Annotated in this window: 18 protein-coding genes and 1 tRNA gene; 9 read left to right on the forward strand and 10 right to left on the reverse strand. The window is 69.9% G+C overall.

Annotated features, from left to right (window positions below; all coding sequences use genetic code 11):
• Positions 1 to 18 precede the first annotated feature (18 nt).
• Together AXK61_RS06715 and AXK61_RS06720 are read left to right on the forward strand one after the other, a co-directional pair.
• Positions 19 to 864: a hypothetical protein gene (locus AXK61_RS06715; RefSeq protein WP_068744399.1), complete on the forward strand. Its 846-nt coding sequence runs from the start codon at positions 19 to 21 to the stop codon at positions 862 to 864.
• A gap of 123 nt (positions 865 to 987) precedes the next feature.
• Entirely contained in the window at positions 988 to 1341 is a 354-nt protein-coding gene (locus AXK61_RS06720) for a YciI family protein (RefSeq protein WP_068573891.1), read from the forward strand.
• 64 nt (positions 1342 to 1405) lie between these two features.
• Here AXK61_RS06720 and AXK61_RS06725 read toward each other — a convergent pair.
• Positions 1406 to 1479 (reverse strand) — tRNA-Gly (locus tag AXK61_RS06725).
• 77 nt (positions 1480 to 1556) lie between these two features.
• Positions 1557 to 2918, reverse strand: coding sequence for an amino acid permease (locus tag AXK61_RS06730; RefSeq protein ID WP_068573893.1), 1362 nt, complete (start codon positions 2916 to 2918; stop codon positions 1557 to 1559).
• Between the two features lie 67 nt (positions 2919 to 2985).
• Between AXK61_RS06730 and dcd the strand changes: the two genes are divergently transcribed.
• Positions 2986 to 3552, forward strand: a complete 567-nt coding sequence (gene dcd / locus AXK61_RS06735; protein WP_068573895.1) for a dCTP deaminase — start codon at positions 2986 to 2988, stop codon at positions 3550 to 3552.
• Between the two features lie 65 nt (positions 3553 to 3617).
• Here the strand turns inward: dcd and AXK61_RS06740 are convergent, their stop codons facing one another.
• The 3 genes from AXK61_RS06740 to AXK61_RS06750 are packed head-to-tail and all read right to left on the reverse strand — an operon-like array spanning position 3618 to position 7718.
• Positions 3618 to 5426: a YibE/F family protein gene (locus AXK61_RS06740; RefSeq protein ID WP_068744401.1), complete on the reverse strand. Its 1809-nt coding sequence runs from the start codon at positions 5424 to 5426 to the stop codon at positions 3618 to 3620.
• 9 nt (positions 5427 to 5435) lie between these two features.
• Positions 5436 to 6692, reverse strand: a complete 1257-nt coding sequence (locus AXK61_RS06745; RefSeq protein WP_068744403.1) for a pyridoxal phosphate-dependent aminotransferase — start codon at positions 6690 to 6692, stop codon at positions 5436 to 5438.
• Positions 6693 to 6695: 3 nt separating this feature from the next.
• Positions 6696 to 7718, reverse strand: a complete 1023-nt coding sequence (locus tag AXK61_RS06750; protein WP_068573899.1) for a hypothetical protein — start codon at positions 7716 to 7718, stop codon at positions 6696 to 6698.
• Between the two features lie 100 nt (positions 7719 to 7818).
• Between AXK61_RS06750 and AXK61_RS06755 the strand changes: the two genes are divergently transcribed.
• The gene (locus AXK61_RS06755; RefSeq protein ID WP_068573901.1) at positions 7819 to 8400 is read left to right on the forward strand and encodes a TetR/AcrR family transcriptional regulator; all 582 of its coding nucleotides are present in this window, start codon (positions 7819 to 7821) and stop codon (positions 8398 to 8400) included.
• A gap of 64 nt (positions 8401 to 8464) precedes the next feature.
• Here the strand turns inward: AXK61_RS06755 and AXK61_RS06760 are convergent, their stop codons facing one another.
• Both AXK61_RS06760 and AXK61_RS06765 read right to left on the reverse strand, forming a co-directional pair.
• Positions 8465 to 9151, reverse strand: a complete 687-nt coding sequence (locus AXK61_RS06760) for a hypothetical protein (RefSeq protein WP_068573903.1) — start codon at positions 9149 to 9151, stop codon at positions 8465 to 8467.
• A gap of 46 nt (positions 9152 to 9197) precedes the next feature.
• Positions 9198 to 12578 (reverse strand): (Fe-S)-binding protein, encoded by a 3381-nt coding sequence (locus AXK61_RS06765; RefSeq protein WP_068744514.1) that lies wholly within the window; start codon positions 12576 to 12578, stop codon positions 9198 to 9200.
• Between the two features lie 190 nt (positions 12579 to 12768).
• Between AXK61_RS06765 and AXK61_RS06770 the strand changes: the two genes are divergently transcribed.
• Both AXK61_RS06770 and AXK61_RS06775 read left to right on the forward strand, forming a co-directional pair.
• Complete coding sequence (locus AXK61_RS06770; RefSeq protein WP_082789251.1) at positions 12769 to 13344, forward strand: SanA/YdcF family protein; 576 nt, start codon at positions 12769 to 12771, stop codon at positions 13342 to 13344.
• A 43-nt stretch (positions 13345 to 13387) separates the two neighbouring features.
• Positions 13388 to 13795: a hypothetical protein gene (locus AXK61_RS06775; RefSeq protein ID WP_156485588.1), complete on the forward strand. Its 408-nt coding sequence runs from the start codon at positions 13388 to 13390 to the stop codon at positions 13793 to 13795.
• A gap of 184 nt (positions 13796 to 13979) precedes the next feature.
• Here the strand turns inward: AXK61_RS06775 and AXK61_RS06780 are convergent, their stop codons facing one another.
• Positions 13980 to 15026 (reverse strand): DUF6670 family protein, encoded by a 1047-nt coding sequence (locus AXK61_RS06780; protein WP_068744407.1) that lies wholly within the window; start codon positions 15024 to 15026, stop codon positions 13980 to 13982.
• Complete coding sequence (locus tag AXK61_RS06785; protein WP_068744409.1) at positions 15023 to 15694, reverse strand: TetR/AcrR family transcriptional regulator; 672 nt, start codon at positions 15692 to 15694, stop codon at positions 15023 to 15025. Before AXK61_RS06785 ends, AXK61_RS06780 begins: the two co-directional genes overlap by 4 nt.
• Positions 15695 to 15839: 145 nt before the next feature.
• Between AXK61_RS06785 and AXK61_RS06790 the strand changes: the two genes are divergently transcribed.
• The 3 genes from AXK61_RS06790 (at position 15840) to AXK61_RS06800 (ending at position 17530) form a co-directional block, all read left to right on the forward strand.
• Positions 15840 to 16346, forward strand: a complete 507-nt coding sequence (locus AXK61_RS06790) for an SRPBCC domain-containing protein (protein WP_082789252.1) — start codon at positions 15840 to 15842, stop codon at positions 16344 to 16346.
• The gene (locus AXK61_RS06795; RefSeq protein ID WP_231855462.1) at positions 16343 to 16861 is read left to right on the forward strand and encodes a TetR/AcrR family transcriptional regulator; all 519 of its coding nucleotides are present in this window, start codon (positions 16343 to 16345) and stop codon (positions 16859 to 16861) included. Before AXK61_RS06790 ends, AXK61_RS06795 begins: the two co-directional genes overlap by 4 nt.
• A gap of 162 nt (positions 16862 to 17023) precedes the next feature.
• Positions 17024 to 17530, forward strand: a complete 507-nt coding sequence (locus AXK61_RS06800) for an FBP domain-containing protein (protein ID WP_068573913.1) — start codon at positions 17024 to 17026, stop codon at positions 17528 to 17530.
• On the opposite strand, the gene AXK61_RS06805 is transcribed toward AXK61_RS06800, so the two are convergent.
• A complete protein-coding gene (locus tag AXK61_RS06805; protein ID WP_231855463.1) occupies positions 17531 to 18781 on the reverse strand; it encodes an oxygenase MpaB family protein in 1251 nt (416 codons plus the stop codon).
• Positions 18782 to 18848 lie beyond the last annotated feature (67 nt).

Here is an 18848-nt window from a genome sequence, read left to right on the forward strand (position 1 = left end):
GAGATCTACCGATCCTCGGTGGGCGTCATCCGCGCGAATCCCCGACCCACGCTGGGGTTGGCCGCAGTGTCGATCGGCACCATCGCCGGCCTCGGCGTCCTTGCGCGGCTGCCGCTGCTCAGCGGTGAACGGGTCGCGCCCGACGCGGACCGCGACATCCGGCAGGTGGTCGTGACGCTCGGCGTCTACCCGGCGAGCACGATGCTGGTGACGCTGATCTGGATGCTCGCCAGTGTCGGCGTCACGGCGATCGGGTCCATCGTGGCCCACCGGTACGCCACGGACCGCACGACGTCCCTGCGGCGCGCGTGGGTGGACGCGCGCCCGCGGCTCGCCGCGGCGGTCGGGCTCGGCGTGCTCGACGTCGTCGTCATCCTCACGCCGATCGTCTTCGCGGCCGCGGCCGCGATCGGTCTCGCGGTCCGGGCGGGGCCCGACGTCGCGCGGTTCACGACGACGGTGCTCTTCACGCTCGCGGGGCTCACCGTGCTCGCGGTGCTCCCGACGCTGGTGATCGCGGGGCCGATGCTCGTGATCGAGAAGCTGCGGCCCGTCGACGCGCTGTGGCGCGCCGCAGCCCTGCAGCGCACCGGCTACTGGCGGCTCTGGCGCCGGGTGATCTGCACGTACCTGGTGGTCACGGTGGTCTCGACCCTGGTCGGCCTGCCGTTCTCGCTGGCCGCCAACGCGACCCGGCCCGCAGACGGTGACGTAGCCGCCCAGAGCCTCGCGAGCCTGCTCTTCGCGACCAGCGGTTGGGTGCTCGGCCAGATCGCTGTGCTGCCGTTCCTCATCGTGGCGAACACCCTGCTGTACGCCGACCAGAAGGCGCGGACGGAAACCGCAGAACCGGTCGGTGCCTGACCTTCCCGCCGCCGCGGTGGTCGGGGTCGTCGGCGGATCCGTCGCTTGACCTCAACGACGGTTCAGTTCCTAGCCTGGTCAGGCGGCGAGGTGTCGCGTCCATCCGAGCTGAGGAGCAGGTGCATGGCGGAGTATTTGGCGGTCTTTCGGAGCCACAGGGATACCTTCGACACGCTGTCGACCGACGAGGTCCAGGGATTCAACCGCAGGTGGGAGGAGCTCTGGGCTGAGGGGCGGCGTGACGGTTGGCTGCTCGATGCGAGCGGTGCCCTGCAGACCGACGGCCGTGTGATCCACGCCGACGGGCGGGTCACGACTGGTCCGCTGGTCGACGAGGGAGACGTGGTGCGCGGTTACCTCAAGATCGCGGCGGGATCGCTCGACGCCGCGGTCGAGCACGCCAAGGGTGCTCCAGTGCTGTTGCACGGCGGGCGGGTCGAGGTGCGGCCGTTCTTCGACGGCCACCCGGGCGAATAGCCGCGAGTGGCGCAGAACGGCCTGTGAAACACGGAATCCCCCTGCTGCGCAGGGGGATTCCGTGTGGAGCCGATGACGGGAATCGAACCCGCGCTACCTGCTTGGGAAGCAGGAGTTCTACCATTGAACTACATCGGCAGCAGCGGCACCGTCGGACGACGGAGCCGCGCGTACCGGCAACACTAGCACGGCGCACCGTCGGACCAGGGGGCCGGTCAGGGCTTCGCGGACGTGCGCGGGGCCACCCACAGGCGGTACGCGACGAGCAGTGCCGCGAGCCACGCGAAGCCCACTACGAGCGCGACGAGGGTGTCGTGCTCGAAGGCCATGAGCACCGTCACGAACAGCAGGAATCCGATGGCGAACAACTGCCCGTAGGGCCACAGCGGCACGGGGAACCGCAGCTGCGCGACCTCCTCGGCGGGGAGCGAGACCCGCTGGCGGTACTGGGAGGCGAGGATCATCAGCCACACGAAGACCGTCGCGAAGGTGGCGATCGAGGCGATCACCACGAAGACGTTCTCGGGGATCAGGTAGTTGAGCAGCACACCCACGAGCAGCGCGCCGGTCATGATCACCACGGTCATCCAGGGCACGCCGTTCGCGGTCGTGCGCCGCATGATCGCGGGAGCCTGACCCTGCTGGGCCATGCCGAACATCATCCGGCCGGCACCGAAGATGTCGCTGTTGATCGCCGACAGGGCGGCGGTGATCACCACGACGTTGAGCACGTGCGCCGCGGGCGCCACGCCGAGGGCCTGGAAGATCTGTACGAACGGGCTGGACTCGCTGCTGATCTGCGTCCACGGGATGACGGCCATGATCACCGCCAGCGCGAGGACGTAGAACAACCCGATCCGCACCGGCACCGTGTTGATCGCCTTCGGGATCGTCCGCTCCGGGTCCTCGGCCTCCGCCGCGGTGAGGCCGATGATCTCCGAGCCCCCGAAGGCGAACACCACCAGCACGAAGCAGCTCAGGAAGCCGCCGAAGCCGGTCGCGAAGAAGCCGCCGTGCGCGTACAGGTTGCTCACGCCCTGCTCGGTGTCGTGCATGCCGAAGCCGAAGATCAGCACCGCGACGCCGCCGGCGATCATGGCGACGATCGCCGCGATCTTCACCAGCGTCAGCCAGAACTCGACCTCGCCGAACACGCGCACCCGCATCAGGTTCAGCGCGGCGATGAAGAAGATCACCGCGAGCACCCAGATCCACTTCGGCACGTGCGGGAACCACGTTCCCATGTAGACCGCGAACGCCGTGACGTCCGCGATGCACACGAAGACCATCTCGAAGACGTACATCCAGCCGGTGATGAATCCCGCCCGCGGGCCGAGCGCCGACGAGGCGTAGTCGCCGAACGAGCCCTGCGGCCGGCGCACCGCCATCTCGCCGAGGGCCCGCAGCACGAGGTAGATCACCACGCCGCCGATCAGGTAGGCGAGCAGAACAGCAGGGCCGGCCGCCTGGATCGCGGCGGCGGAGCCGTAGAACAGGCCCGTCCCGATCGCCGAGCCGAGGGCGATGAACCGGATGTGCCGCGCGGTGAGTCCGCGGCGGAGGGGAGTGTCGGTCACGAAGAGGCAGTATCCCCGATCCGGGGTGCACTCTCGCGCACCGCCGCCCTGCCCTACGCTGAACCCCGTGCTGCTCTCCGATCGCGACATCCGCGCCCACGTGGAATCCGGCCGCCTGGGGATCGACCCGTTCGACCCGCAGATGGTGCAGCCGTCCAGCGTGGACGTGCGGCTCGACGGCCTGTTCCGGGTCTTCAACAACACCCGCTACACGCACATCGACCCCAAACAGCGGCAGGACGAGCTGACCACGCTGGTCGAGCCCGCGGAGGGGGAGCCCTTCGTGCTGCACCCCGGCGAGTTCGTCCTCGGCTCCACGCTCGAGGTCTGCTCCCTGCCCGACGACCTGGCCGGCCGCCTCGAGGGCAAGTCCTCACTCGGCCGCCTGGGCCTGCTCACCCACTCGACCGCCGGTTTCATCGACCCGGGCTTCTCCGGCCACATCACGCTGGAGCTGTCCAATGTCGCGAACCTGCCGATCACGCTGTGGCCGGGCATGAAGATCGGCCAGTTGTGCCTGTTCCGCCTCACCAGCCCCGCGGAGAACCCCTACGGCAGCTCGGCCGTGGGCTCGAAGTACCAGGGCCAGCGCGGTCCGACACCGTCGAAGGCGTACCTGAACTTCCAGAGCTGATCCCGGCAAAAAGTGCGGTCATTCGTCTCAAGGATTCTTGAGACGAATGACCGCACTTTTCGTGATCAGTCCGCAGAGTGCCGGCCCCGGCGCCGGGGCTCCGACGGTGCGCCCTGCGGCGGGTCCGGCAGCACCGGTGGCCGCGGCTGCGGGCGCGGAGGAGCGGGGATCGGCTCGTCCGGCAGCCGCCGACGCCCGGGCCCCTGCGTCTCGGGCGCCTGCTGCTGAACGGGGCGCGGAGCCGGGCTCTGCACCGGAACCTGCCGGGTCGGGTTCTGCGCCGGACCGGGCTGCGGGCGGACCGCCGGGTCCGAGGGACGTCGAACGGGCAGGTGACCCGTCTCGGGGCTCGATGGTCCGCCGTCGTCCGGATCCGCCTCGGCGGCCCGGACCGTCCCGGTCGCCCCGCCGGGGTTCTCCGTGGCCGACGCCGTCGATCGGGCGGCGCGACGATCCCGGACGCGGATCTCCGACGGGTCGGTGTCGGGGTGGCTCTCGGTGTACCGCTTGGCGGCCTCCGCGCTGATGGCGGCCCGCTTCGGCTTCGCCAGCAGCACCGCGATCGCGGTGGTCAGCGGCACGGACAGCGCCAGGCCGATGCCGCCGACGAACGCGCGGACCAACTCGATCGCCACGGAATCGGACGTGAGTACCTGACCCAGCGGCCGGCCCGCGATGGAGAACAGCAGGAGCAGCGGCAGCGCGGTGCCGACGTAGGCGAACACCAGCGTGTACACGGTCGAGGCGATGTGGTCGCGGCCGACGCGCATGGCCGCGAGGAAGGTCCGGCGCCGCGAGGACTTGGGCGAGAGATTCGCCAGCTCGAAGGTCGCCGAGGCCTGGGTGATGGTCACGTCGTTGAGCACGCCCAGGGCGCCGATGATGAAGCCGGCCAGCAGGACGCCGGAGATGGACACGGTGGTCGCGTACGCCTGCAGGTTCGTCGAGTCCTCATTGCTCAGGCCCGTGACCTGCGTGGTCAGGGTTGCGAGCCACGCGAGCACGCCGCACACGGCCAGCGCGCACAGCGTGCCCAGTAGCGCCGCCGAGGTTCTCAGCGACACCCCGTGTGCCAGGTAGAGCACCACGTAGAGGATCACCGCGGAGGCCACCATCGCGACCCACACGGCGGAGTTGCCGTCCAGGATCGAGGGCAGGGCGAACAGCACGATCACCGCGCCCGACAGCGCGAGCCCGATGAGTGCGCGCAGGCCGCGCCACTGCGCGACCGCGATGACGACCGCCGCGAACACCAGGCCCCACACCCACAGCGATACGCCGCGCGAGTAGTCGTAGAAGGCGTAGTTCGAGGGCGACCCCGCCACACCACCGCCGTTGGCGCTGATGAGGATCTTGGTGCCCGGCGACAGGTCGGGCTGCCCGGTGCCCGGGGTGGCCGGACGCGTGAGGTCGATGCCGGACGGCTGCCCCGACGAGCTCTGGCCCGGCACCGCGGACACGTTGGTGCGCTGCGTGCCGATCGAGAACATCGTCCACTTGCCCGAGTCCGGGCCGCTGGTGATCTGCACCGAGCTGTTGAGGCAACCACCGTCGGCGTTGAGGAGCGGATGCGGCTGCGTCTCGCTGACCTGCCCGTTCCCGGACGGTGTGAAGTCGCAGTCGCCGACCATCTGCTCCGCGACGACGCCCTTCGACAGGTTCGGCGCCTGCGGGCCGCCGGGCACGCTGACCCGTAGGTGCGACGGCCACAGCACGATCAGCCCGGCGAGGACGGCGACCCCGATGACCGCGAGCAGGCCGACCACGATCCGCGAGGCCCATTTGCCCAGCGAGATGTTGGCCAGCGAATGGCTGTGCACGTGCGCGGCGGCCTCATGCACGTCGTCGTGGTCGTGGTCGTGGTCGGCTGTCACGCCGCCACCCTACTTCTGCTTGTACGAACTCAGGAAGTTGCCGAACCGATCGAGAGCCTCGGCCAGGTCACGGGCCCACGGGAGCGTCACAACGCGCAGGTGGTCCGGTGTCGGCCAGTTGAAGCCGGTGCCCTGGACCAGCAGGATCTTCTCCTGGTTGAGCAGGTCGAGGACCATCTGCTCGTCGTCGCGGATCTCGTGCACGTTCGGGTCGAGTTTCGGGAAGGCGTAGAGCGCGCCCTTCGGCTTCACACAGCTGACGCCGTCGATCGCGTTGAGCTTCTCGTGGGCGACGTCGCGCTGCTCCAGCAGTCGCCCGCCGGGCAGGATCAGGTCGTTGATCGACTGGTAGCCGCCGAGCGCCACTTGGATCGCGTGCTGGGCGGGAACGTTGGGGCACAGCCGCGTCGAGGCGAGCAGCGTGAGCCCCTCGATGAAGCCCGATGCGTGCTCCTTCGGGCCGGTCAGCACCATCCAGCCGGCGCGGTAGCCGCACACCCGGTACGCCTTGGACAGGCCGTTGAACGTGCACACCAGCAGATCCGGGGCGAGCTCGGCGATGGAGATGTGCTGCGCGCCGTCGTAGAGGATCCGGTCGTAGATCTCGTCGGCGAGGACGAGGAGCGAGTGCTTGCGCGCCACCTCGACGATCTGCTGCAGCGTCTCGCGCGAGTAGACGGCACCGGTGGGGTTGTTCGGGTTGATCACGACGATGGCCTTGGTGCGCGGCGTGATCTTCGCCTCGATGTCCTCGACCGACGGATTCCAGCCGTTGTCCTCGTCGCACAGGTAGTGCACGGGCGTCCCGCCGGAGAGGCTGGTCATGGCGGTCCACAGCGGGTAGTCCGGCGCGGGGATGAGCACCTCGTCGCCGTTGTTGAGCAGCGCCTGCAGCGTCATGGTGATGAGCTCGGAGACCCCGTTGCCGAGGTACACGTCGCCGATGTCGAAGTAAGGGAAGTCCGGGACCTCCTCGTAGCGGGTCACCACGGCCCGTCGCGCGGAGGCGATGCCCTGCGACTCGCTGTAGCCCTGGGAGGTGGGCAGCGCGTGGATCATGTCGCGGACGATGGAATCCGGCGCCTCGAAACCGAAGGTCGCCGGGTTCCCGATGTTCAGCTTGAGGATGCGGTGCCCCTGCGCCTCGAGCCGAGCCGCCTGTGCCACCACGGGTCCACGGATCTCGTACAGCACGTTCTGCAGCTTGGCGGACTGCTCGAGCGGCTTGAGTTCGGTGCGGATGTGGGGCACATGCGGTCGGCTCATGGGCTATATCGTCGCAGGTTCCGGCAAATCCTTTTCCGTCACCTCGCCCTTGTCCGACGGTGCGCCGGCCCGGGCCCGGTGCTTCGCCGCGCCGATCACGAGCAGGGCGTACCCCACCGCGATCCACGCGCCGAGCACAGCGAAAGCCGCGCCGGCTCCGGCGCCGACCACGGCACCGTCGGCGAAGAAGGCCGCGCTGCGCAGGGCCGTGCCCGTAGCGCCGATGGGCAGGCACTGGCCGAGCACGCCCCAGATGTGCGGCAGGAACTCCGGCGGTGCCGCGATCCCGGCCAGCGGCATCCCGACCAGCATGAACAGCAGCGCCGCCGGTCCGATGCCCGTGGTGCCGAGCAGCGAGACCAGGCCGGCGACCGTGGCGCCGATGGCGAGCATGCCCGCGCTCATGGCGAGCCACTGGCCCCAGAACCCGCCGGGCAGGACGCCGATCGACATGGCCGCGCCCACGGCGGCCGCGCCGACCACGGCAGCGCCCACGGGCAGCGCGACGGCGACGATCTTCGGGTGGCCGCCGATCATCACGGTCGCCAGCGCCAGCACCATGCCGGAGAGGAAGACGGGCATCACGATCGAGCCGAAGCCGGCACCGCGGGGATCGTCGGCGGACAGCGCCGCGACCTCGACGGTCTGCACCTTCTGGCCCTGGGCCATCGCGGTGGTCATCTGGGGCAGCATCTGCGCGACGACGGGCGAGCCGCCGCTCGCGACGACGACCTTCGTCTCGCTGCCGAGGGTCCCGGGGACGACGCCCCCGTAGACCTTCCGGTCCTTCGTGGCCTGCACCAGGTCGGCTTCGGTGCCGTAGGAGTGCACCTGGAAACCGCCGGGCTGCTGGGCGTCGAGGCGCTGCTCGACTTGCTGCGCGACGGCCGCGGGCCCGGCGACGCCGATCGGCAGGTCGTGCGGCTTGCCGTGCGATGCGGGCCAGGTGAACAGCAGGACGATGAGTGGGATGGCGATGGCCAGCCCGGCGAACGCCGCGGCGAGCTTGGCGTGGGACTTGCTCATGGTGGAGCACCTCCGAGTAATTCAACGTGTGATGAAACCGGGACTACGACTGTGTGGGCGTAGAAGTCAACGCGCGTTGAAATACTGTTAGGCTGGCCGCATGGCCACGGGCAGACGGGCGGGCACGAGTACCGCCAAGACGGACATCCTCGAGGCGGCGCGGGAGCTCTTCGCCGAGGTGGGCTACGACCGCACCACGATCCGCGCCATCGCGGCGCGCGCCGGTGTCGACGTCGCGCTGGTCTCGTACTACTACGGCAATAAGAAGGGGCTCTTCCGGGGCGTGATGAGCATGCCCGTCGATCCGGAGGAGATCTTCACCGCCGCCCTCGACGGTCCGCGGGAGGGAGTGGGGGAGCGTCTGGTCCGGGCCGCGCTCACCGTGTGGGAGGGGCCCGAGACGACGGATGCCTTCCGGGCGCTGCTGCGCGGCGCGATCAGCGCGGACGAGGGCGCGGCCAACACCTTCGGCGAGTTCCTGTCGTCGGTGATGATCCCGACGCTGACGAAGCACGCGGGGATCGACATCGCGACGGCGCGCGTGGTGGCCAGCACGATGTTCGGGCTGGCCTTCCTGCGCTACCTGGTGGCCGCGCCGCTGTTCCGGGAGCCGACCGCCGACGAGCTGGTGGCCGCGTACGGCGCGGCGATCCAGAACATCGTCGACGGCGCCGCCGGCTGATCCGCGGATTTCCCGACGCGGACGGCGACAACGACTCCCGCGCGGGAATCGGGGGATTCCCCGACTACTGGTCGGGTGTGGCCGGCGGCGCGGGGAGGATCTCGGTGGGTTCGACCACCTCGACGACCTCCACCACCTCGACGACCTCGGCAACGGGTGCGGAGCCGGCCGCGGCCTGCGGGTCCTCCTCGTCGCCGAGGTTGTGGAAGGCGCGTCCCAGCTCCTCGGAGACGTTGATGATCCGCGCCTTCTTGACCTCGGGCTTGTCGATCTCCTCGGCCACGTACTGCGCGATGAACCGCCGGATCTCCGCGTCCACGCTGGCCACGACGCGCACGATCGAGCCGCGGATCGTCCGCGACTCGACGTCGACCCACACGTCCTTGGGCCTGGGCGGGTCGACCTCGATGCGCAGCTCCAGCGGCGCGGCTGCCCGCACAGTGAGCGGCAGCGTGATCAGGCCGGCCACGTCGTAGCGGATCCGGTCGACCTTGAGGTCGATGAGCAGGCCGATGCGCAGCGGGATCTTCACCGTGAAGGTGATGAGCTCGCCCACCTGGCGGGTGAGCTGCGGCTCGTCGATCTCCACCTGCGCCCACACCTTGGCCATCCCACCGGGGCCCGACGGGATCGGGCCCACGGTGAAATCGCCGCCGGCGATGTCGGCGAACGCGGAGCCGACGCGCTCCTCGTTCACGGCGATCTCGAAGAAGCGCCGCCCGAACTCCTCGTAACTCACGTACTCAGGCACGGGACCATCCTGCCCTATCGGTTGATAGCGATTCGCTCGGAGTCGATCACTTCCGGCCGCCGGGACGCTTCGCGCCCGCCGCGATCCCGAAGCCCTTGGCCTTCGACTCGCCCTCCGTCGTCAGCGTCCGGTCGTTCCCGCCCGACGGTGCCGGGCTTGCGGGGGCTTCCTGAACTGCGGTTTCCGGGACCGACGGTGCGCTGTCCGCGGGAGCCTCCTCGGCGGGTGCCGGGGCCGCGGGGGCCTCGGGTGCCGGGGTGGGCTCGGCCGGAGCAGGTGCCGCGGCGCGGGGTGCGCCGGGCTTCTTGGCGCCCGGGCGCTTGGCGCCGGCGGCGATGCCGAACCCCGCGGCCTTGGACTCGCCCGCGGTCTTCAGCGTGCGGTCCACGGCCGGAGCCGCGGACGTCGCAGGGGCTTCCGCGGCCGGGGCGGCCGGTGCCTCAGCGACCGGAGCTGCAGGAGCCTCGGCAGCGGCGGGGGCCTCCGCGGCGACGGGAGCGGCGGGTGCCGCGGCCTTGGGTGCGCCGGGCTTCTTGGCGCCCGGTCGCTTGGCGCCGGCGGCGATGCCGAATCCTGCGGCCTTCGATTCTCCGGCCGTGGCCAGCGTGCGGTCCTCGGCCGGAGCCGGGGGTGCTTCGGTCGCGGGAGCGGCGGCCGCGGGGGCCTCCGCCGGGGCCGCTGCAGGCTTCGGCGCGCCGGGCTTCTTCGCGCCCGGTCGCTTGGCGCCGCCGGCCATGCCGAGCCCGACCGCGGGCTTCGCGGGCGCGGTCGGCGCTGCCGGTGCCTCGGCCGCCGGAGCGGTCTCGGCCGCGGGAGCAGCAGGTGCAGCTGCCGGAGCGGCTCCGCCGGGCTTCTTCGCGCCGGGTCGCTTGGCGCCGCCGGCCATACCCAGTCCGACCGAGGGCTTCGCGGGTGCCGCCGGGGACGAGGGGGCCTCGGCCGCGGGAGCGGCGTCAGCAGCCGGAGCCGCAGCAGGCTTGGGCGCACCCGGCTTCTTCGGGCCGCCGGGGCGCTTGCCGCCACCCGCGAGGCCGAGGCCGACTGCGGGCTTGGCGTCCTTCTTCTCCGCGGGCGCGGCCGGGGCCACAGCAGGAGCAGCCGCGGCAGGTGCGGCCGCCGGAGCAGCGGCAGGTGCCTCGGCGAGGGCGGTGGCACCGTCGGACACCTTGCGGTTCGGATTGCCGACGACGATGCCCTCGGGGAGGCCGCGCCGGACCGACTCCAGGAGCATCTGGGCGACGTCGACGACCTCGGGCGCTGCGGCCTCGTTGTCCGCGGTCTGGGCGGTCACGCCGTCGGAGAGCATCACGCGGCAGAACGGGCAGCCGGTGGCGATCTTCTTCGGGGTCTCGGCGGGCGTCGAGGACAGCGTGTTCAGGGCCTCGTCGACGCGGTCGATGTTGATGCGCTTGCCGAGCTGCTCCTCCATCCACATGCGCGCGCCGCCGGCGCCACAGCACATGGACCGCTCGAGGTGCCGCGGCATCTCCTTGAGCGTGGCGCCGGAGGCGCCGATGAGCTCACGCGGGGCCTCGTAGACCTGGTTGTGGCGACCGAGATAGCAGGGGTCGTGGTAGGTCACGTCCTCGCTCGGGGGCGCCACGGGCACGAGGCGCTTCTCGCGGACCAGCTTGTTGAGCAGCTGCGTGTGGTGGACGACCTCGTAGTCGCCGCCGACCTGCGGGTACTCGTTGCCGAGCGCGTTGAAGCAGTGGGCGCAGGTCACGACGATCTTGCGCTGCTTCGCGGGCACGCCCTCGAAGACCTCGTCGAGCTGCTCGATGTTCTGCTGCGCCAGCATCTGGAACAGGAACTCGTTGCCCGCGCGGCGCGCGGAGTCGCCGGTACAGGTCTCACCCTGGCCCAGGACCAGGAAGTTCACGGCGGCCACGTCGAGGAGCTCGGCGACGGCCTTGGTGGTCTTCTTCGCGCGGTCCTCGAAGGCGCCGGCGCAGCCGACCCAGAAGAGGTATTCGAAGCCCTCGAAGGACTCGACGTCCTGGCCGTAGACCGGGATCTCGATGTCCATCTCGTCGATCCACGCGGTGCGCTGGCTGGGGTTCTGGCCCCAGGGGTTGCCCTTGTTCTCGAGGTTCTTGAACAGGCCGGCGAGTTCGTGCGGGAACTCCGACTCGATCAGCACCTGGTAGCGGCGCATGTCGACGATGTGGTCGACGTGCTCGATGTCGACGGGGCACTGCTCGACGCAGGCGCCGCAGGTGGTGCAGGACCACAGGACCTCGGGGTCGATGACGCCGCCCAGGGCGCCGTCCTCACCTGCGGGGCCGACCAGCGAGCGCTCGGCCTCGGCGCGGGCCTCCGCGGGGATCTTCTCGAGCGCGGCCTCGTCGACGGTGCCGTCCTTGCCGACCAGGCCGATCTGCTCGCCGGCCGGGTCCGTGCGGCCCCCGGCCAGGAGGTACGGCGCCTTGGCGTAGCCGTGGTCGCGCAGGCCCATGATGAGCAGCTTCGGGCTCAGCGGCTTGCCGGTGTTCCATGCGGGGCACTGGCTCTGGCAACGACCGCACTCGGTGCAGGTCGTGAAGTCCAGCCAGCCCTTCCAGGAGAAGTCCTCGATCTTGCCGGCGCCGAGGTTGTCGACGTCCGGGTCGGTGTTCTCCATGGTCAGGACCTTGCCGTTGGAGACCATCGGCTTGGCGGCGCCCAGTGCGCGGCGGCTGCCCAGCTCGCGCTTGAAGTAGATGTTGAAGAACGCCGAGAACCGGTGCCACGCGACGCCCCAGGTGAGGTTGCTGCCGACGCAGATCAGGAAGGTCACGCCCGACATCAGCTTGATGAAGGCGAAGACCGTGACCATCGCCGGGCTCGCGGGGAGCAGCTCGGCGACGTGGCGGGTGAAGAAGTCGGTGACGGGGTCGGACTCGCCGGTCATGGCGATCTTGCCGGCCTTGACCATGATCATGCCGAGGCCCTCGAACAGGACGATGGCCTCGATCGTGTAAGCGGGCAGGAACTTGCTGCCGGCGAAGCGCGAGAAGAGCGCGGGGTTCCGCGGGTGCTTGACCTGCCGGACCACGATCAGCACCAGGATGCCGACGAAGGTCGCGATGCCGAGGATCTCGTCCACGAGGTGGTACACCGGCCACGCGCCGATGACGGGCCAGTGGAACGACGGGTCGAAGGTCTGCGGCAGAGCCTCGAACCACAGCACCATGCCGAGCAGGAAGCCGACCATGACGAACCAGTGGGCGATGCCCACCGTGCGGTTCTTGATCATCTTGGTGTGGGCGAGGAACTCGACCACGACCTCCGCGGCACGCGGGATGAAGGGGAGCCAGCGGTCCTTGGCCGACTGTCCCTGGGCGATGATCCGCACCATGCGGAGCGCGCCTCGGAAGAAGATCGCCCAGCCGAGCACGAAGGCGATCGCGCCGATCGTGCCGAGGGTGATGTTCAGCGGGGTGATGTCGGACTCGGCGGCGGCCAAATACGTCTGGTCCACGTCGTGCACCTTTCTGCCTCGCGGGCTGGGTAGCACTCATGTTACTCGCGAGTAATATAAGCGCGAAACCACTGCGTCTGGCATAACGGTAGATCGCGGACCTGGTGCCTTCGCGCGAAGGATGACCTAACTACCTGGTCGGTAAGGTGTGGTCATGAGTTCTGTCGCATCGTCGAACGCCCGCCCGGCCGGGCGGTTGCGATCCGTCGTGACGGGCATCACGGGAACCGGGCCCCTCCACCTCCCGGCCGACGCCCCGTCGGCCCCCGTCGCGATCGCCTTCGGTGCGTCCGTACTCGGTGGCCGCCCGGGCTCGTTCGTCGAGGGCAGGCTCGAGGCGTCGCTGCAGTTGTACCGGCTGGGGAAGGCCGAGAAGATCCTGGTCTCCGGCAATCAGGGCGGCATGTCCGGCGACGAGATCGCCGTGATGACGGGATGGCTGCTCGACCGGGGCGTCCCCGAATCGGCCCTGCTCACGGACGGTGCCGGCCTCGACACCTACCTCGCCTGTCGGCGCGCGCGGGACGAGTTCGGGGTGGAACGTGTCCTGCTCGTCTCCCAGTTCTTCCATGCCCGACGGGCCGCCGCCCTCGCCCGGCACCTCGGCCTCGACGCCGACGCCGTCCGCGCCGAGTGCGGCTGCACCCGCCGCGCCTGGGTCCGCAATCTCGCCCGCGAGTACCTCCTGTCCCGCCCGAAGGCCGCGCTGGACATCGCTCGCGGGCGCTGATGCGTTAAACGCATCTCCCAGTGCGCTTCGCTACATTGGTCGGATGTCAGTCGACCCCCGGCGTGGCGGCCTCTCGAACAATGGCGAATACGCGAGCCGGCGCGCCGTGCTCGGGACTCTTGCCCGAGTCGCCACCTTCATCGTGGTGCTCGCGGGCTCCGGAGCGATCGGTTACTGGTCGTGGGTGCGGATGCACCTCGTCGCCGCCGAGGTCTGCGGCATCGGGGTCGGTGTCAGCGGTCGAATCGGCATCAACATCGTCGGGCTGCTGTGGCTGGGCTGTTCGTTGATCCTCGGCGCCGCTGCGGGCGGCGGGATGGTCTATGGGACGACACGTGGTCTGCGAGTCTTCGGCGTCGCGATGCTGGTCCTCCTCATCGGCGGCACCGTTGCGCTGCAGCTCTGGAGCGCCTCGTACTTCGGCTCCTACTGCGGCGGCACGGGGCGCTGAGCCCGGGTGCTGCGGCGCTGCCATGCGCTCCGCGCATGACTCGATCGCCGAAAACTGCCACTGACCTGCGGTTTTGCAGCCATGCTTCGCGTGCATGGCTTGTCGGAAAGGTATGTGCCCCGGCAGCGGGATGCCGTCGGGTCCGGCGGGCGACACCCTGCGGGGCTGACGCGCCGATCCGCGCTCAGTCGCGCGTGTCGATCCATTCCAGGTACGCGCTGCCGGCGACGGGCTCCTCGCGGTAGGACCCGATGTAGGTGTACGCGCCCACGTAGCCGCGTCCGTGCCCGTAGCGCAGCGTGCTGTCCACCGAACCGTCCACGGTCAGCACCTCGGCATCGCCGTCGCGCACCGTCCACCGGAGGAGGACGGGCACCGTCATCGCCCGGCCCCGTTCGTCGACCACCTCGCGGGACTCGAGCACCTCCATCCGCACGTCCTCGTAGACCTCCGCCGGCGCGCCGAGCCGGCGCACGTGCGCGAGGCGGCACGCGATGCTGCCGCGGGCGCGGACGTCGGTGAGAAGGATCTGCGTCGTGGGGTCGATGTCGATGATCTGGTACGTGAAGAAGTCGATCGGCAGCTTGAGCGGGCCGGGGATCGGTCGGCCGAGCAGTGACTGGTGCGTGCGCATCCGCGCGTACTCGAACGTGCCGACACCCTCGACCCGATCGCCGTCGACGGTGCCGGTGTACGGCGCCGTCAGGCTGAGGTGGTCGTAGACGGGCGTCTTGACGAAGTAGGAGACCTGGTCGGTGACCTCGAGCTCCAGGTCGACGCCGAATCCCGGGTAGCGCCCGCGCACCGTCACCCGCGGCAGGTCGATGTCGATCGCGAGCTCGTCGCCCCACCGGAGTGCGGAGCCGTCGCGGGCGAAACTGCACTCCGTCGACGCGTCGTACGCGCGGTAGAAGTGCTGGTCGGCGTACGCGGTCGAGGAGAGCACCGTCGTGGTGTTGCGGGCGTCCGCAGCCGCCAAATGATCCTGGTCGAAGAGCTCCGCGCCGGGCGCGCCGATGAGCGTCATCGTGTTCACGTACCGGTAGGGCTCGGGCAGGTCCGGTACGAACACCCCGTAGTGCGTGGTCGACCACACCTTGGACGTCACGTGCGGCCGCAGGATCTCGGGCTGGTCGAAGGGACGCCTCGACGCCTCGATCCTGCTGTCGAGCAGCGGGAGCGCCGCGTCGACCACGGCGCGGGACAACAGGGTGGAAATCTTGCGGCTCATGACATCTCCGTTTCGGGGGTGGTCGACGGTGCCGGGAACGACAGGGCGGCGAGGATGCGCGCGGAGGTGGCGGACACCTCGGCGGCGGACATACCGGGATCGAGACTCCACCAGTGCATGGACGCGGAGACCATCGATTCCCAGATCAGGACGGCGGCGGAGCTGTCCCGGGGATCGGTCAGACCCGCGGCGCGCAGCACATCGGCGACGGCGCGCGCCGATTGTTCCCGCAGTCGGTGCCGCTGGGCGCGGGCGGCGTCGCGTCCGGCGCCGACGGGGAGCGTGCGGTCGTACAGGAGCGCCCAGTATCCGGTGCGGCCCTCGAGGGCGGTGAACAGTGAGGTGAGGACGGCGCTCGCGGACCGGCCGAACAGGGACATGTGCGGTTCTGGGGAGTTCGGCGAGGCGACCGCGCCGGTCACCGCGTCGAAGACGATCGGGCCGGCCTTCTCGACGCAGGCGATGTACAGCTTCTCCTTCGACGAGAAGTAGGCCAGTACGAGGGCTTTCGACACGTCGGCGCGCGCCGCGATCGTCGTGAGTTGGGCGCCGGCGTATCCGGCCTCCCCGAACTCCTGGGCGGCGGCCTCCAGGATCGCTGCGGCGCGGACCTCGCGGGGGACGCCGCGGCTGCCGGAGCGCGCGGGTCCGGTGACCGAGGTGGTCATGCGCTGCTCCTCTCGCCGCGTTCGTAGAAGTGACTCGCCGGTCACATTAGGTTCGGTCGGCCGCGTGGTCAATGCCGGGTCGGCGGTTGTGCGGCTAACGACGTTAGCTTACAATGAGGCTAACAATGTTAGCCTGGGAGGCGTCATGAAGTGGATTCTGTCGGTGGTCGCAGTGATGGTGCTGGTGGGAGTACTCGCGGCCGTGCTGTACCGGGACCGGACCGTCGAGCGGTCGGTCGAGATCGAGGCGTCGCCCGCAGAGGTGTGGCGGGTGCTGATCGACTTCGAGGCCTACCCGCAGTGGAATCCGTTCGTGATCCGCGCCGCTGCGCCGGACGGTCTCGAGGTCGGCCGCGACCTCGACGTCCGGATCCGGGACCGGGGCTCCGAGACGGGCTTCCGGCCCGAGGTGTTGGCGGTGGATCCGGAGCGCGAACTGCGCTGGTTGGGGAGGGTTCTGCTGCCCCGGCTGCTCGACGGCGAGCACTCCTTCCGTCTGGAGACCACGCCGACCGGGACCCGATTCATCCAGGGCGAGCGGTTCCGCGGAGTGCTGGTGCCCGTGGTCGGCTCGTCGATCGACGTCGCCGACGGCTTCGACGCCATGAACCGCGCGCTGCGGGAACGGGTGCTGGCTACGATCGCCCGGTGATCCCCGACGAGCTGGACCCGCTGCGCGCCGCGACCCCTCGCGCCCGGCAGATCGTGGCGGCCGCCCGCGTCCTACTGGAACGCGACGGCTGGGATCGTGTGACGATGCGCGACCTCGCCGAAGAGATCGGGATCCGCGCACCGTCGCTGTACAAGCACTTCGCGAACAAGGACGCGCTCAAGGCCGTCCTCGTCGGTGTCGCGCTCGCCGAGTCGGGCGCCGCACTCCGCCCCGTCACCGGCGTGGCAGAGCTGATTCGCGACTACCGCTCCGTCGCGCGGGCCACCCCGAACCTGTACCGACTCGCCACCGTCGGGCCACTGGACCGGGGCGCGCTCCCGGACGGACTGGAGGAGTGGTCGGGCGCACCCTTCTTCGAGGTCACAGGCGATCCGCATGCGGCGCAGGCGTTGTGGGCCGCGGCGCACGGCATGGCGATCCTCGAGATCGACGGCCGGTTCCCCGCCGGCGAGCTGGATCGGACATGGGCGGAGCTGGCGGCGAAATTCGCGTGACAGCGCGCGTAGGGTGGAGTGCATGAACCGAGGAGGAGTGTCCGGCGCCCTGCGCCACGGCAGATGATCCCGCCCCGCAGCCGATCCACCGGACCGGCCGCGCAGCTCTGCCTACACACCTCACCCCCGCGCACCGCCCGGGGATCACAGAACGGTTCAATCATGGATCCCGTATCCCAGCAGCAGATCATCGACGCCTTCCGCGGCGCCACCAAGAGCGAGATCAAGCGCGTGACCTTCCCGGCCGACTTCGACGACCTCGACTTCGGCAAGCTCGAGTACCTCGGGTGGCGCGACAGGAAGATCCCGCGGCGCGCCTACGTCGCCGTCCCCACCACCGGACCCGACGGTGCCGAGCTGGTCACCGTCATCCTCACCCAGGCCGAGAAGAAGCCCGCCGCGAAGGCCATGTGCTCGTGGTGCCGCGACGTGAACATCACGAGCCAGGCGGTCCTCTACACCGTCCGACGGGGCGGTGCCGCCGGTCGCAAGGGCGACACCATCGGCATGCTCGTGTGCGAGGACTTCAGTTGCGCCGCGAACGCGCGCAAGCTACCGCCCGCGTTCCACAAGGGCACCGATGTGGAGATGATCCGCGAGCAGAACCTCGCTGACCTGCGGACCCGTGTGAACGGATTCGTCGCCGAGGTGCTCAGCACCGAGGAGTAGTCACTTGTACTGCGGCTTACCGTAATTCGGGTTGTTGCCCGTGGGGATGGCGATGTTGATCGGCCGGAAGCCGCCCAGGTACACGAGTTCGAAGGTGTTCGCGAGCTGGTCCATCTGGTGGTACAGCTCGGGAGGGAGGGCGGCCTGCGTGAGCCCTCCCTCGCGGATGGCCACGTAGGTGGGCCAGGTGGCGGTGAGCAGGCCCTGGTACAGCGGCTGCGGCGGCAGCTGCATCCAGTCCGTCAGCTTGTCGCCGAGGGAGTAGCGGGTGAACGCCTCGATCGCCGGCCGCGACACGATTCGTCCGTCGAGGTCGCGACCGAGGTCCACCAACATGTTGGCGATCTTGACCCCTTCGGGGGTCGGACCCATGATCGTGTCGAGGTCCTTCTGCGCCTGGCGCTCGGCCTGGTCCCAGCTCGACGGGATGTAATCGTCGCGAATACCCAGCATGTGCCCGTTGACCTGCCAGGAGTGCAGCAGCCCGTCGACCTCGTCCTGCGGCAGGTGGACGCCCCAGTTCCGCATGATCCGCATGCCCATGGTGGCGAGGGTGTGCCAGGTGACCATCATGTCGGCCTGCGAGATGGGCTTGGGCTGGTCGGCGACCTTCTTCCAGTGCGGCGACTGCGGCAGTAGGTGCCGCACGGCGCCGTGTGTGAGACGGACCTTCACCGCGGTGGTGGCGGCCCGTCCGTTGGGGCCGTAGGCGCCGACGGCGATCTGGTCGTACACCAGGCGATAGGTCTTGGCGATGCGGTCCTTCATGTCCGCGCCGCCGGCCGACCAGTAGACGGCCCGCGATTCGCGCGGGATCACCGACATCATGATCCCGCCGCAGAGCCCGATGATCGTCGAGAGATAGAAGCTACGGGTGGTGTAGAAGGTGTCGGCGCCCTTCATCAGGCGGGCGTCGAGCCATTCGGGGAGCTTGCGTGCCTCCTCGATGAAGTCCCGCACGTCCGACGGCATGCCGTCGGGGACGGGCTGCGAGTTCGTCGTCCACTGCGCGAGGGCGCGGTTCGTCCGGTCGACGTCGCCGCGCTCGAGCACGGACTTCATGAGTGCGTCGCACTCCGGGTCCCACGTCGTGCGGGAGTCCGGGGTGGCGGTGCTGCGGACGCCGGGTTCGGCGGAGGCCAGGCCGGTGCCCAACCGGCCGGTCAGCGCGGCGATGCCCGCGCCCGCGGTCCCCACACCGGCGGCGCGAAGGGCGTGCCGTCTGCTGATGCTGCCTGCAACCGCGTCCACATGCACTCCCTCGTTCCGCCTGTCGGTGCAGGAGTGTAGCGAGAGTCACGTTGCGGTTGCAAAAGGT

Origin of the sequence: Tsukamurella pseudospumae (assembly GCF_001575205.1) — a bacterium.
Lineage (GTDB): Bacteria > Actinomycetota > Actinomycetes > Mycobacteriales > Mycobacteriaceae > Tsukamurella > Tsukamurella pseudospumae.